The sequence below is a fragment of the Pseudomonas sp. NFACC16-2 genome (assembly GCF_900119205.1).
Taxonomy (GTDB): Bacteria; Pseudomonadota; Gammaproteobacteria; order Pseudomonadales; family Pseudomonadaceae; genus Aquipseudomonas; species Aquipseudomonas fluorescens_Q.
Window position 1 is genome coordinate 12677 of the sequence record NZ_FPIX01000027.1, and the last position, 13239, is coordinate 25915.

At 60.8% G+C, this 13239-nt stretch carries 12 protein-coding genes; 4 read left to right on the plus strand and 8 right to left on the minus strand.

The features are described from left to right. Together BT116_RS20285 and BT116_RS20290 are read left to right on the plus strand one after the other, a co-directional pair. Positions 1–264 carry a CopG family ribbon-helix-helix protein gene (locus BT116_RS20285; protein WP_063322816.1) on the plus strand — a complete coding sequence of 88 codons (264 nt, stop codon included), beginning with the start codon at positions 1–3 and terminating at the stop codon, positions 262–264. Beyond that, positions 227–526 carry a type II toxin-antitoxin system RelE/ParE family toxin gene (locus BT116_RS20290; protein ID WP_063322817.1) on the plus strand — a complete coding sequence of 100 codons (300 nt, stop codon included), beginning with the start codon at positions 227–229 and terminating at the stop codon, positions 524–526. Before BT116_RS20285 ends, BT116_RS20290 begins: the two co-directional genes overlap by 38 nt. 44 nt (positions 527–570) lie before the next feature. On the opposite strand, the gene BT116_RS20295 is transcribed toward BT116_RS20290, so the two are convergent. Continuing rightward, a complete protein-coding gene (locus BT116_RS20295) occupies positions 571–756 on the minus strand; it encodes a hypothetical protein (RefSeq protein ID WP_072346669.1) in 186 nt (61 codons plus the stop codon). A gap of 362 nt (positions 757–1118) precedes the next feature. Here BT116_RS20295 and BT116_RS20300 point away from each other — a divergent pair, with 362 nt between their 5' ends. Continuing rightward, the gene (locus tag BT116_RS20300) at positions 1119–2747 is read left to right on the plus strand and encodes a glucan biosynthesis protein D (RefSeq protein WP_072346672.1); all 1629 of its coding nucleotides are present in this window, start codon (positions 1119–1121) and stop codon (positions 2745–2747) included. Positions 2748–2845: 98 nt separating this feature from the next. Here the strand turns inward: BT116_RS20300 and BT116_RS20305 are convergent, their stop codons facing one another. The 3 genes from BT116_RS20305 to BT116_RS20315 all read right to left on the minus strand — a co-directional run bounded on the left by BT116_RS20305 (position 2846) and on the right by BT116_RS20315 (position 6740). Then, positions 2846–3952, minus strand: coding sequence for an NADH:flavin oxidoreductase/NADH oxidase (locus tag BT116_RS20305; RefSeq protein WP_063322819.1), 1107 nt, complete (start codon positions 3950–3952; stop codon positions 2846–2848). A gap of 377 nt (positions 3953–4329) precedes the next feature. Beyond that, positions 4330–6039, minus strand: a complete 1710-nt coding sequence (gene recJ, locus BT116_RS20310; protein WP_072346674.1) for a single-stranded-DNA-specific exonuclease RecJ — start codon at positions 6037–6039, stop codon at positions 4330–4332. 158 nt (positions 6040–6197) lie between these two features. Beyond that, positions 6198–6740 (minus strand): YaeQ family protein, encoded by a 543-nt coding sequence (locus tag BT116_RS20315; RefSeq protein WP_003198109.1) that lies wholly within the window; start codon positions 6738–6740, stop codon positions 6198–6200. 147 nt (positions 6741–6887) lie between these two features. Between BT116_RS20315 and BT116_RS20320 the strand changes: the two genes are divergently transcribed. After that, positions 6888–8087, plus strand: coding sequence for a CaiB/BaiF CoA transferase family protein (locus BT116_RS20320; RefSeq protein WP_072346676.1), 1200 nt, complete (start codon positions 6888–6890; stop codon positions 8085–8087). A 234-nt stretch (positions 8088–8321) separates the two neighbouring features. Here the strand turns inward: BT116_RS20320 and BT116_RS20325 are convergent, their stop codons facing one another. The 4 genes from BT116_RS20325 to BT116_RS20340 all read right to left on the minus strand — a co-directional run bounded on the left by BT116_RS20325 (position 8322) and on the right by BT116_RS20340 (position 13145). Further along, positions 8322–8609 carry a DUF3509 domain-containing protein gene (locus tag BT116_RS20325; protein ID WP_072346678.1) on the minus strand — a complete coding sequence of 96 codons (288 nt, stop codon included), beginning with the start codon at positions 8607–8609 and terminating at the stop codon, positions 8322–8324. Positions 8610–8793: 184 nt separating this feature from the next. Next, the gene (locus BT116_RS20330) at positions 8794–10164 is read right to left on the minus strand and encodes a transporter substrate-binding domain-containing protein (RefSeq protein ID WP_072346680.1); all 1371 of its coding nucleotides are present in this window, start codon (positions 10162–10164) and stop codon (positions 8794–8796) included. 120 nt (positions 10165–10284) lie between these two features. Next, positions 10285–11694 carry a threonine synthase gene (gene thrC, locus BT116_RS20335; protein WP_072346682.1) on the minus strand — a complete coding sequence of 470 codons (1410 nt, stop codon included), beginning with the start codon at positions 11692–11694 and terminating at the stop codon, positions 10285–10287. A 146-nt stretch (positions 11695–11840) separates the two neighbouring features. Beyond that, positions 11841–13145 (minus strand): homoserine dehydrogenase, encoded by a 1305-nt coding sequence (locus BT116_RS20340; RefSeq protein WP_003198098.1) that lies wholly within the window; start codon positions 13143–13145, stop codon positions 11841–11843. Positions 13146–13239 lie beyond the last annotated feature (94 nt).

Consider the following 13239-nt stretch of genomic DNA (forward strand, 5'->3'; position numbering starts at 1 on the left):
ATGGCCTCGCCCGTTTTGTCCTTTCGTGTGGAAGAAGGTCTGGCCCAACAGCTGGACTTGCTGGCTGCCGCCACCGACCGCGACCGCCAATATCACCTCAAGCGTGCACTGGTTCGATATGTGGAAGCCGAATCCTGGCATCTGCAAGCCATCAGCGAAGGCATGGCCGATGCCGACGCTGGAAATCTGACCGATCTGGACGCCGTGAAGGCTAAGTGGGCAAAGCGTGCCGAGCATCGTACTGACCGACAAAGCACAGAGTGACCTCGACTCGATCCACGAACATTACCAAAGCGCTATCGGCGCAGAAGGCGCCGATGAGGTCATCCTCGCCATCCTGGAGACATTGCGCCAACTGCAACGCTTTCCCGGCTCGGGCCGTCCTTCGGTCGTTCCCGATATTCGAGAGCTGGTGTTGACACGCTACCCGTTCGTTGCCCCGTACCGGCTCGAGCAGGGACAACTACAAGTCCTGCGGATACTGCACCAGCGCACCGAACGTCCCCAGGACTGGTCGGTGGAGTGATGTCGGCCGGCGCGCCTGCCCCGACCGCTCACCTGCGCCACGCTTCAAAACCGCGAAACACTCCTCATCGCATCCACCAGGTAGCGCATGGCGATGCGGTCGTTTTCCGACAGCTCTCGATAGCGCTCCACCAGTCTCAATTCTTCAAGGCTGAGCCGGCGTGGCCTGCGCAGGTTGGTCAGGCCAGGAAAGATTCCCAGCATTTCGGTAATGCCCTGTATTTTTGTCATGAGTTGTCCTTCTTTACGTCGAGGTTGACCTGGTAGCCCCGTCTGAACCCGGATTAAATCGTCTAACACGCTAAAGAATAGGGAGGATTCAAAGCGTGAAAAGGGAGTTTTAGAGTAATTAGTCAAAAAAAGCCGAAATCTGCATAAAAAAAGAAATAACTGTAAGAAAATTTGACCAAGCCAGGCTTTCCTTGCTCTCAAAGCCCGTATTTCCCCTATGATCTTGCGCCTCGGTGAACCGATCCAGCTCTCAGGCATCTGTTCTAACGTTCGTCGCGTTTGGCCAAAGGCATTGTCCGAACTCCCTTATCAGTCTTTGTTGCCAGGAACGGCTCGGGATTGTTTCGAGAAAGGTTGTATTTATGCACCGCAGGAATCTGCTCAAGGCCTCCATGGCCTTCGCCGCCTACACCGGGCTTTCAGCCTCCGGGCTCATGGCCGCACGCGCCTGGGCCGCCGATCAGACTGCCGACGGCGAAGCCCGTCCTTTCGACTTCAACGGTTTGAAAGATCAAGCCCGACGGCTGGCCGAGAGCCGCTATGTCGACACCAAGCAAGTCCTGCCAGAAACCCTGGCCCTGATGTCTCCGCTGCAGTTCAACGCCATCCAGTACGACGTCAACCACTCGCTGTGGAATGACCTGGACGGGCGGCAACTGGATGCGCAGTTCTTCCACGTCGGCATGGGCTTCAAACAGCCAGTGCGCATGTACAGCGTCGATCCGAAGACGCGCATGGCCCGTGAGGTGCACTTCCGTCCGGAACTGTTCAACTATGAGAAAACCACGGTCAACACCGCGCAACTGAAGGGTGACCTGGGCTTCGCCGGCTTTCGCGTCTTCAAGGCGCCGGAACTGGACCGGCACGACATCGTTTCGTTTCTGGGGGCCAGCTACTTCCGCGCCGTGGATGCCAGCGGCCAGTACGGGCTGTCGGCCCGCGGCTTGGCCATCGACACCTACGCCAAGCAACGCGAAGAGTTCCCGGACTTCACCAAGTTCTGGTTCGAAACCCCGGAAAAGAACAGCACCCGATTCGTGGTCTATGCCCTGCTCGACTCCCCCAGCGCCACCGGAGCTTATCGGTTTGACATCGATTGCCAGCCAACCCGGGTAGTGATGGAGATCGACGCGCACATCAATGCCCGTACCGCCATCGAGCAACTGGGGATCGCCCCCATGACCAGCATGTTCAGCTGTGGCACTGTCGAACGGCGCATGTGCGACACCATTCACCCGCAAATCCACGATTCCGACCGGCTGGCCATGTGGCGCGGCAACGGCGAGTGGGTGTGCCGTCCGTTGAACAACCCCGCCACCCTGCAATTCAACGCCTTCGCCGACAAGGACCCGAAAGGTTTCGGCCTGGTGCAGACCGACCACGACTTTGCCAGCTACCAGGACACTGTGGACTGGTACAGCAAGCGCCCAAGCCTGTGGGTCGAACCGACGACGGCGTGGGGCGAAGGCTCGGTCGACTTGCTGGAGATTCCTACCACCGGCGAAACCCTGGATAACATTGTCGCGTTCTGGACGCCGAAAAAACCGGTGGCCGCCGGCGACTCGCTGAACTATGGCTACAAGCTCTACTGGAGCGCGCTGCCGCCGGTCAGCACGGACCTGGCCCGCGTCGACGCCACCCGCTCAGGCATGGGCGGTTTCATCGAAGGCTGGGCACCGGGCGAGCATTACCCGACCGTCTGGGCCCGTCGTTTCGCCGTGGATTTCAGCGGCGGCGGCCTCGACCAACTGCCGCCGGGCACCGGCATCGAACCGGTGGTGACCTGTTCCCACGGTGAAGTGAAGGACTTCAACGTGCTGGTGATGGACGCAATCAAGGGCTACCGCATCACCTTCGACTGGTACCCGACCGACGACAGTGTGGAGCCGGTGCAGATGCGCCTGTTCATTCGCACCAAGGACCGCACCTTGAGCGAGACCTGGTTGTACCAGTATTTCCCGCCGGCGCCGGATAAGCGCAAGTACCCCTGAGCCCTGCTGCTCGCGATGAGACAGATATAGACACCGAATATTTCCGCCAGATAAGCAAAAGCCCCGGCCAACAAGACCGGGGCTTTTTTATCGCTCACTCAATCGCGCAAATCCGACTCATGAATCGGCTGGTCCCGATGCGTTGCCCGCTGGTACTGCGCGGGCCACGTGGCCTTGCGTCCGCCCAGGTCATCGTCGGCATGCAGGGCCCAGTACGGATCGCGCAACAATTCGCGGGCCAGGAAGATGATATCGGCCTGGCAGGTGCGCAGGATGTGCTCGGCCTGGGCTGGTTCGGTGATCATGCCGACGGTGCCGGTGGCGATTTCCGACTCCTTGCGCACCCGCTCGGCAAAGCGCGTCTGGTAACCCGGGCCGGTGGGAATTTCCGCATTGGCGGCCGTGCCACCCGATGACACATCGATCAAATCCACTCCCAAGGCCCTGAATCGCCGCGCCAGCTCCACGGTTTCGTCCGGGTTCCACCCGTCCTCGACCCAATCGGTGGCGGAAACGCGAACGAACACCGGCAGTTCTTCAGGCCATACGGCCCGCACCGCTTCGGTGACTTGCAGCACCAGGCGGATGCGATTCTCGAACGAGCCGCCATATTGATCGCGCCGCTGATTGCTCAAGGGCGAGAGGAATTGATGCAGCAGATAGCCATGGGCCGCGTGGACCTCGACCACCTTGAAACCGGCCGTGAGGGCGCGCTTGGCTGAATCCACGAAGGCCTGGATCACCCCGGCGATCTGCCCTTCGTCCAGTTGGACCGGCTGGGTGTGCTGCGGGTCGAAGGCAATCGGCGATGGGCCGACCGGCACCCAACCGCCGTCCGCCGGTTTTACGCTGCCATGCTTGCCCAGCCAGGGTCGCCAGGTGCTGGCCTTGCGTCCGGCATGGGCCAGTTGTATGCCCGGCACGGCCCCTTGGGCGGTGATGAACCGGGTGATGCGTTGCAAGGGTTCGATCTGTTCATCATTCCACAGCCCCAGGTCCTGGGCAGTGATGCGACCGTCGGCGGTGACGGCGGTGGCTTCGGTGAACACCAGGCCGGCACCGCCCACGGCACGGCTGCCCAAGTGCACCAGGTGCCAATCGTTGGCCAGGCCATCGGTGCTCGAATACTGGCACATCGGCGATACCGCGATGCGATTGGGCAGGGTCAATTGGCGAAGGGTATAGGGTTCCAGCAGCAGACTCATGGGGCACCTCTCGAATCAGTGGGCAGGCTCCAGGGTTCTGTTTGAAAAGTCGACGTGTGACAAAAGGTGCAACACCCGCCCCCGCGGGCAAAAAATTCGACAAGACGTCACAAGGGCTATCAAGCAGTGCTTAGAGCCTAGTCGACAACCCGCAAGGACGGAGGGTTCAGAACTTAAAAACCGACGGTGCGAACAGATTACTCTCGAACGGGCCTGTGACTTTGTGGCGAGGGGATTTATCCCCGCTGGGCTGCGCAGCAGCCCCCTGGATCTATCAGACGGACCGAGTTGTCAGGTTGTAGGGCCGCTTCGCGCCCCAACGGGGATAAATCCCCTCGCCACAGGACAGTATTCCCACAGTAACTAACAGCTAGAGCCTAGCGCGGTTCGATATGGGCAATCATCAACTGCACCGTTTCCTGGCCGCGGAACTCGTTGAGGTCGAGCTTGTAGGCCAGTTCCACCCAGCGCACGGTAGGGTTCGGCCAGATCTCGCGGTCGATGCCGAAGGCAATGCCGTCGAGCTTCACCGAACCGCACTCGCTCTTGAGGACGACCTTAAGGTGCCGTTCGCCCACCACCCGTTGTTCGACCAACTGGAACACGCCATGGAACATCGGCTCCGGGAAATGCTGGCCCCAGGGACCGGCATGGCGCAGCGCCCGGGCCAGTTCGAGGTGGAATTCCTCCACCGCCAGGGTGCCATCGGACAACAGCCGGCCGGTCAGGTCTTCTTCACGCAATTGCCGACGCACTTCAGCGTCGAACGCCTCGGCGAACAACGGGAAATTCGCTTCCGGCAAGGTCAGGCCCGCCGCCATGGCGTGACCGCCGTACTTGCTGATCAGGGTCGGATGTTGCGCCGCCACCACGCTCAGCGCATCACGAATATGAAACCCCGGCACCGAGCGCCCCGAGCCCTTGAGCAGGCCGTCCCCGGCATCGGCAAAAGCAATGGTCGGACGGAAATAGCGCTCTTTCATCCGCGAGGCGAGAATGCCGATGACCCCTTGGTGCCACTGCGGGTCGAACAGGCACAAACCGAATGGCATCGACTCCACGGGCAGGTCCTTGAGCTGGGCCAGGGCTTCGCGCTGCATGCCCTGCTCGATGGACTTGCGGTCCTGGTTCATGCCGTCCAGTTGCGCCGCCATCTCCCGCGCCAGGGCCGGATCGTCGGTGAGCAGGCATTCGATGCCCAGGCTCATGTCGTCCAGGCGCCCGGCCGCATTCAGACGCGGCCCGAGGATAAAGCCGAGGTCCGTGGAGGTAATGCGCGAATGATCGCGCTTGGCCACTTCCAGGATTGCCTTGATGCCGGGCCGGGCACGCCCGGCGCGAATCCGTTCCAGGCCCTGATGGACAAGGATCCGGTTATTCGCGTCCAGGGGCACTACGTCGGCCACGCTGCCCAGGGCCACCAGGTCGAGCAATTCGCCGATGTTCGGCTGGGGTGTACTGGCATACCACCCCAGGCTGCGCAGACGGGCCCGCAGGGCCATCAGCACATAGAAAATCACCCCGACACCGGCCAGGGCCTTGCTCGGGAACTCGCAGCCCGGCTGATTCGGATTGACGATGGCATCGGCTGCCGGCAGTTCGAGGCCGGGCAAGTGGTGGTCGGTGACCAGCACCTTGAGCCCCGCCGCTTTCGCCGCCGCCACGCCTTCCACACTGGAAATACCGTTATCCACGGTGATCAGCAACTGCGGTTCGCGGGCCAGGGCGACTTCGACGATTTCCGGGGTCAGCCCGTAGCCATATTCGAAGCGATTGGGCACCAGGTAGTCGACATGGGCCGCACCGAGCAGGCGCAACCCCAGCATCCCCACGGTGCTGGCGGTGGCGCCATCGGCATCGAAGTCGCCCACGATCAGGATGCGTTGGCGTTGTTCCAGCGCCGTCACCAGCAGATCCACCGCGGCGTCGATCCCCTTGAGCTGCTGAAAGGGAATCAAGCGTGCCAGGCTCTTGTCCAGTTCAGCCTCGGACTGCACGCCACGCGCGGCATACAGGCGGGTCAACAGGGGCGGCAGGTCACCGAGAAATGGCAGGGTGTCGGGCAGTTGGCGGGGTTCTATGCGCATGGGGTGACGGACATTTCTCTATTTTTTGGATCCTGGACTGCGGCGAGGGAGCTTGCTCCCGCTGGGCTGCGAAGCGGCCCCCTTTTGTGGGTGCTGCGCACCCAAGCGGGAGCAAGCTCCCTCGCCACAATGAGTTCACTCAATACCGGGTCAACGGCTCAACCACGCTCGCCCAGCAACCATTGCAGCTGGACTTCATGCTGGCCACGGTCGTCGGTCACGAAAATCGTGCCCTCACTGATCATCACATCCCACTTGATCACCCGGGGCATGTCCTGGGCCAGGGTTTCGAGCACTTCCTGGGGCACAGCGGCGATGTTGACGTTCTTCAGGTTCTTGACCGCCGGGATCACCTTGCCTTCCCAGACCCGCAGGCTGCCGTAAGCCAGCAGGCTGGTGCGCTCGGTCCGGCGCGAGCACCAGGTCAGGCGATCGGCATCCGGCTGGCCGACTTCGATCCAGTGCAGCACACGGTCATCCAGGCTTTTTTCCCACAGCGCAGGCTCGTCGACGTCTGACAGGCCACGACCAAACGCCAGCAGCTCGTTGTACCAGAATGCGTAGGCCAACAGACGCACAGTCATGCGCTCTTCGGTTTCCGAAGGGTGGCGGGCGATGGTCTGCTTCACATTCTCATACACATTGCGGTCGAGATCGGTGAGGTTCAGTTCAAACTTGTAAGTCGTGGACGGCTGGGCCATGAACGGGCTTCTTGATACGAGGAAAGGCGGCAAGTCTAACCGATGACGCGGGCAATCCACGAATTGCCGACCATCAACCTACGGCGACTGACGCTGGCCTATGATAAAACGCTCTATTCGTTCTGCCTTTGTCCTACAGGATCTGTCATGTCGCTTACTGCCAAACCCCTTGCCGGCGTCAAAGTCATCGAACTCGGCACCTTGATCGCCGGGCCTTTCGCCTCGCGCATCTGCGGCGAATTCGGTGCCGAAGTCATCAAGGTCGAATCGCCCGACGGCGGTGACCCCCTGCGCAAGTGGCGCAAGCTATACGAAGGCACCTCGCTGTGGTGGTTTGTCCAGGCACGCAACAAGAAGTCCCTGACCTTGAACCTCAAGCACCCTGAAGGCCTGGCGATCCTGAAAAAACTGCTCGGCGAAGCCGACATCCTGATCGAGAATTTTCGCCCCGGCGTCCTGGAAAAGCTCGGCCTGGGCTGGGATGTCCTGCACGCACTGAACCCGAAACTGGTGATGGTGCGGCTTTCGGGCTTCGGCCAGACCGGACCGATGAAAGATCAGCCCGGGTTTGGCGCGGTGGGCGAATCCATGGGCGGCCTGCGCTACATCACCGGCTTCGAGGACCGCCCGCCAGTGCGTACCGGGATTTCCATCGGCGACTCCATCGCCGCCCTCTGGGGCGTGATCGGCGCATTGATGGCCCTGCGTCACCGCGAGATCAATGGCGGAACCGGGCAAGTGGTGGACGTGGCCCTGTACGAAGCGATTTTCGCCATGATGGAAAGCATGGTGCCGGAGTTCGATGTGTTCGGCTTCATCCGTGAGCGCACCGGCAACATCATGCCCGGCATCACCCCCTCGTCCATCCACACCAGTTCTGACGGAAAGCACGTGCAGATTGGCGCCAACGGCGACGCAATCTTCAAGCGCTTCATGCAGATCATTGGCCGCGACGACCTGGCCAATGACCCGCAACTGGCCAGCAACGATGGCCGTGACAGCCGCCGCGACGAGTTGTACGGCGTCATCGATCGCTGGGTCAACGCGCTGCCGCTCGATAGCGTTATCGACCAGTTGAACCAGGCCGGAGTGCCGGCCAGTCGGATCTTCAGCGCCGAGGATATGTTCAACGACCCACAGTTTCTGGCCCGTGAAATGTTCCTGCAGGCCAAGTTGCCGGACGGCAAGGCGTTCAAGATGCCGGGGATCGTACCGAAACTCTCCGACACCCCGGGCACCTCCGAATGGGTCGGGCCGGCGCTGGGTGAACACAACGCACAAGTGCTCGGCGAGCTTGGCTACGATGCACAGCAGATCGCCAAGCTGCGCACCGAGGGTGCCATTTGACACATCGCAGCAGGCCGTCACAGAAGATCGGACCTGTGGGAGCGCCTGACAGAACGCGCTGAAAACGTAAAAGCCAGGCAAAAAGAAACCCCGAGAAGTGGGGAGACGACTCGGGGTTAAACGTGACCATTCATGGTCCGTACAACAAGCGACAAGCACCGGAGCACAATGCTTGCTCTTGTTGGTAAAGAGTCTGACTCATCAGGACGTAGGAAGGTTCCCACGCCCCTCCAGTCAATTCGCCCCGATCATGACCTTGTCGCGCGCCAGATTGCGCAGCGCCGCAATCACACAGGGCTCCAGGCGGCCCTCGGCAATCAATACATCGCGATGCAGGCCATCGACCACATCCGTCAACTGACGCTTGTCGGTCAATTGGGCCTGATTGAACACTCGCTCGACCATGATGGCCCCCGAGGCATTCTTCAGCGTCACCAGGCATTCGCCCTTGGCGCCGGAGGGAGTCAGCGTGACCAGATACGGGCTCAAAGCCTCACTCAGCAATAGGCTGATACTTTCCATTCGCTCACCCTTCAATAGTCCGAAAACAACTGCATGTTCACAATAAGTGACCGTGGGCCGCAGCACAAAGTTCGTCAGCGCACCGGACCGGCACGCCTCCAACCTGTTCAACCGAGCATGCGCGCCCAATATGACAGGCAAACAACCGCCTTCTCTCGAAGCCTTGGCGTGGTGACGGTCGGCGTCAGGCCATCAACTTGTCGCAACGGCGCCGCCGACGCCCGGCATCGGTCCAGCCCCCCAGAATGCCGCGCAACTGCCCATCAGCCCCATAGAAGGGCACCGACCAATGATAGATTTCCCGCAAGCCGCTGCTGAACATCAATTGCCGGTCGACGAACCGAGACTGGCCGGTGCGCAATTGCTCCATCACCTCCCCATGGAGCAACTCGGCGGTGGCCGGTGGAAATGCCGCCGAATCCGTCAGCCGCGTGCCCCGCAGCTTTTCGAAGCGGGTCGCTAACTGGTCCTCGTAGCTTTTGTTGCACATGACCAGGCGCCCTTCCAGGTCCCGGATGAAAATCGGGTCGGGAATGGCGTCCATCAAGGCGCGTTGGAGCATCAATTGGTCCTTGAGGATCGCCTCAGCCTTGAGGCGCTGGTCGATCTGTATCTGCAGACGGCGGTTCCATAGCAGGGACAGGAGGCCGAACACCACGACCACGGTCACGCACCAGTACCCCCAGCGGGAAAACCGCTCCCAGATCGATGGCGCCGGCGCGGGTGTGCTGCCGGCCATCCATTTGGAACGCAGCGCGCGCATGTCCTTGGCCGGGAAGGCCTCCAGGGCTTTGTTCAAGATGCTCAGCAGCACGGCCAGGTCCTGGCGTACCGCGAGGTAGTCAGGTTCCCACTTGCCCTCAAGCCCCCTTCCTACCTGCAATTGCCCCGCCGGATAGAGATGCACCCCGGTTTCATTTTCGATGGTGGCATAGGCCTCCCGACTCTCGACCAATGCTCGCGCCTCGCCATAGGTCTTGGTCGTGCGCAATTTGATGGCCGGGTAGTCGCGCCTGATCTCCGCTTCCAGGGCATGCCGCGCCGGCAACGCCAGGACCTTCCCTTCCAGTTGTTCCAGCGAATGGAGGATCGATTCTCCGTCACGGCCAACAAATACCCAGCCCGAGCCACCAAATGCATGGCTGAAGCTCAGGAAATCCTTGCGTTCGTCATTCATCGCCAAGAGGGTCGTCATGTCGGCTTCGCTGTTCTCCAGCATCGTCAGCAACTCGCCGGGGGAGAACGACTCCCGATGCACGAACTCAAGGCCAGTCATTTGCGAGATGCGCTGGAGAATGTCGTGGTTCAGACCGTTCCACTGCCCCAGTTCATTCTTGAACAGGTACAACGGAAACTGCATCGTGGCCACGATGACGCGTGGGTTCTCCTTGATCCACTTCAATTCCTGCGCATCCAATACCAGCCGCTCGCCAGGATTGAACGGCGGCGTTTCGAAAGCCGCCAACTGCGTCGCATTGCCCCCTTGCATCCAGTGCATCAGGGCCAGGCCCATTACCCAGCCCCGGGCTGGCTTGCATTTGCTAAAAAACGACATCTGCATTTCCTTCGAGATGACTCGCCCGTCCCTCCAAGGGCGAAAACCTGGTCAGTTTGGCATGCAGAAACAAGAAAGCCCGTCAGGAGACGGGCTTCAAAATGTGACAGGTCTAGGCTATCAGAGCGGCTTGCCGCGGTTGCCATGCTGGCTGACAAAGGCCTGCACGGCTTTCAAATCGTTGGGCAACACGGTGCAACGCTCATCTCGCTCAAACAAATCAGAAAGATGCGCAGGCAGTTCGAGCGCTTTTCCTACACCGGCTTTCTCCACCGCTTCCGGGAACTTGACCGGGTGTGCCGTGCCCAGGATCACCATGGGGATGTCCAGGCTGCGACGGCATTCACGGGCCGCCCTGACGCCGATGGCCGTGTGCGGGTCGAGCAGTTCGCCGCTCTGGGCGAACACCTCGGCGATGGTTTCGCAGGTCTGCTCATCATCCACGGCCAGGGAGTCGAACAACTTGCGAGCTTCGGTCCAGCGCTCAGGCTCGACGCTGAAACCGCCACCCTGGCGGAAGCTGTCCATCAGCCCGACAATCGCCGCACCGTTGCGACCGTGCAGGTCGAACAGCAGGCGCTCGAAGTTCGACGACACCATGATGTCCATCGAAGGCGACAGCGTGGCGTGCAGGGTTTCCTTGACGTACTGGTTGCCGCTCATGAAGCGGTGCAGGATGTCGTTGCGGTTGGTGGCGACGATCAATTGGTTGATCGGCAGCCCCATGTTGCGCGCCAGGTAACCGGCGAAGATATCGCCGAAGTTGCCGGTCGGCACCGAGAACGATACGGAACGGGCCGGACCGCCCAATTGCAGGGCCGCGTGGAAGTAATAGACGATCTGAGCCATGATCCGCGCCCAGTTGATCGAATTCACCGCCACCAGCCGCGTACCCTTGAGGAAGCTCTGGTCGGCGAAGCTGGCCTTGACCATTTCCTGGCAGTCATCGAAGTTGCCCTCGATGGCGATGTTGTGGATGTTGTCGCCGAAAATCGTCGTCATCTGTCGACGCTGCACTTCCGAGACCCGGTTGTGCGGATGCAGGATGAAAATGTCGACGTTTTCGCAATGCTTGCAGCCTTCGATGGCCGCCGAACCGGTGTCGCCAGAAGTGGCACCGACGATCACCACACGCTCGCCACGCTTTTGCAGCACGTAGTCCAGCAGGCGACCGAGCAATTGCAGGGCGAAGTCCTTGAACGCCAGGGTGGGGCCGTGGAACAGCTCCATGACCCATTCGTTACTGTTGAGCTGACGCAGCGGTGCGATGGCGTTGTGGGAAAAGACGCCATAGGTCTCTTCCAGGATTTTCTTGAAATCGGCGTCCGGGATGCTGCCGGTGACGAACGGGCGCATGACCCGGAACGCCAGCTCGTGATACGGCAGGCCGGCCCAGGAAGCGATTTCTTCCTGGGTGAAGCGCGGCAGGTTTTCCGGCACATAGAGACCGCCGTCCGTGGCCAGGCCGGCCAGGAGGACATCTTCGAAATTCAGGGCCGGTGCCTGGCCGCGGGTGCTGATATAGCGCATGGGGGCAAACCTTTGGTTTGAGCTTCGAGCTTCAAGCTACAAGCTACAAGTTAAAAGCAGCCGGGCTTTTGCTTGTAGCTTGCAGCTCATGGCTTGCAGCTGTATTGATTTAACTTGCAGCTTTTAGCTTGGAACTTGCAGCTGCTTCAATTCAAATGCTCGACGCGGATACGGACCACCGGACCCACGACGCCCTGCAGGGCCTCCAACGCCGCAATCGCGTCGTTGATGCGCTGCTCGACCACACGGTGGGTCAGCAGGATCATCGGCACCAGGCCGTCGTGTTCCTCGACTTCCTTCTGCATGATCGACTCGATGTTGATACCGCGTTCCGAGAGAATGCTCGCCACTTGGGCCAGCACACCCGGATGGTCCTTGGCCTGGATACGCAGGTAGTAGGAGCTTTCGCATGCCTCGATCGGAAGAATCGGGTGAGCCGACAACGAGTCTGGCTGGAAGGCCAGGTGCGGCACACGGTTTTCCGGGTCCGAGGTCATGGCGCGAACCACGTCCACCAGGTCGGCGATCACCGAAGAGGCCGTCGGTTCCATGCCCGCACCGGCACCGTAGAACAGCGTCGAGCCGGAGGCGTCGCCGTTGACCATCACCGCGTTCATCACACCGTTGACGTTGGCGATCAGGCGATCGGCCGGGATCAAGGTGGGGTGCACACGCAGCTCGATGCCATTGGCGGTGCTGCGCGCCACGCCCAGGTGCTTGATGCGATAGCCCAAGGCTTCGGCGTAATTCACGTCAGCGGTGGTCAGCTTGGTGATGCCTTCGGTGTAGGCCTTGTCGAACTGCAACGGGATGCCGAACGCAATGGAGGCCAGGATCGTCAGCTTGTGCGCTGCGTCGATGCCTTCCACGTCGAACGTCGGATCAGCCTCTGCGTAGCCCAGGGCCTGGGCTTCGGCGAGCACGTCTTCGAAGGTACGACCCTTCTCGCGCATCTCGGTGAGGATGAAGTTGCCGGTGCCGTTGATGATCCCCGCGACCCAGTTGATGCGGTTGGCCGACAGGCCTTCGCGGATCGCCTTGATCACCGGGATACCACCGGCCACGGCGGCTTCGAAAGCCACGATCACGCCCTTCTCGCGGGCCTTGGCGAAAATCTCATTACCGTGAACAGCGATAAGCGCCTTGTTCGCGGTGACCACATGCTTGCCATTCTCGATGGCCTTGAGTACCAGCTCACGGGCAACGGTGTAGCCGCCGACCAGCTCTATGACGATGTCGATCTCAGGGTTCGTGGCCACTTCGAAGACATCGTTGGTAATCGCAATACCGGTCGTCTGGAACTGAGGCTTTGGCGTGCGCATGGCAATTTGTGCCACTTCGATCCCACGCCCGGCACGACGAGCAATTTCCTCGGCGTTGCGCTGAAGTACGTTGAAGGTGCCGCCACCGACGGTACCTAACCCACAGATGCCTACTTTGACCGGATTCACTCTTGACTCCCCATGAAACGGCCGACACAAGGTCGGCCGTGAAATACAGCCGCGCAGCAACGCGACTTTGTGTTTAACGGCCCGACGAAGGTTT

Bases quoted from the DNA above. Each gene is read 5' to 3' on its own strand.
- BT116_RS20305 (WP_063322819.1), bottom strand. From the start codon at position 3,952: ATGAGTCTGCTGCTGGAACCCTATACCCTTCGCCAATTGACCCTGCCC.
- BT116_RS20285 (WP_063322816.1), top strand. From the start codon at position 1: ATGGCCTCGCCCGTTTTGTCCTTTCGTGTGGAAGAAGGTCTGGCCCAA.
- BT116_RS20315 (WP_003198109.1), bottom strand. From the start codon at position 6,740: ATGGCCCAGCCGTCCACGACTTACAAGTTTGAACTGAACCTCACCGAT.
- BT116_RS20300 (WP_072346672.1), top strand. From the start codon at position 1,119: ATGCACCGCAGGAATCTGCTCAAGGCCTCCATGGCCTTCGCCGCCTAC.
- BT116_RS20320 (WP_072346676.1), top strand. From the start codon at position 6,888: ATGTCGCTTACTGCCAAACCCCTTGCCGGCGTCAAAGTCATCGAACTC.
- BT116_RS20325 (WP_072346678.1), bottom strand. From the start codon at position 8,609: ATGGAAAGTATCAGCCTATTGCTGAGTGAGGCTTTGAGCCCGTATCTG.
- recJ (WP_072346674.1), bottom strand. From the start codon at position 6,039: ATGCGCATAGAACCCCGCCAACTGCCCGACACCCTGCCATTTCTCGGT.
- BT116_RS20295 (WP_072346669.1), bottom strand. From the start codon at position 756: ATGACAAAAATACAGGGCATTACCGAAATGCTGGGAATCTTTCCTGGC.
- thrC (WP_072346682.1), bottom strand. From the start codon at position 11,694: ATGCGCTATATCAGCACCCGCGGCCAGGCACCGGCCCTGAATTTCGAA.
- BT116_RS20330 (WP_072346680.1), bottom strand. From the start codon at position 10,164: ATGTCGTTTTTTAGCAAATGCAAGCCAGCCCGGGGCTGGGTAATGGGC.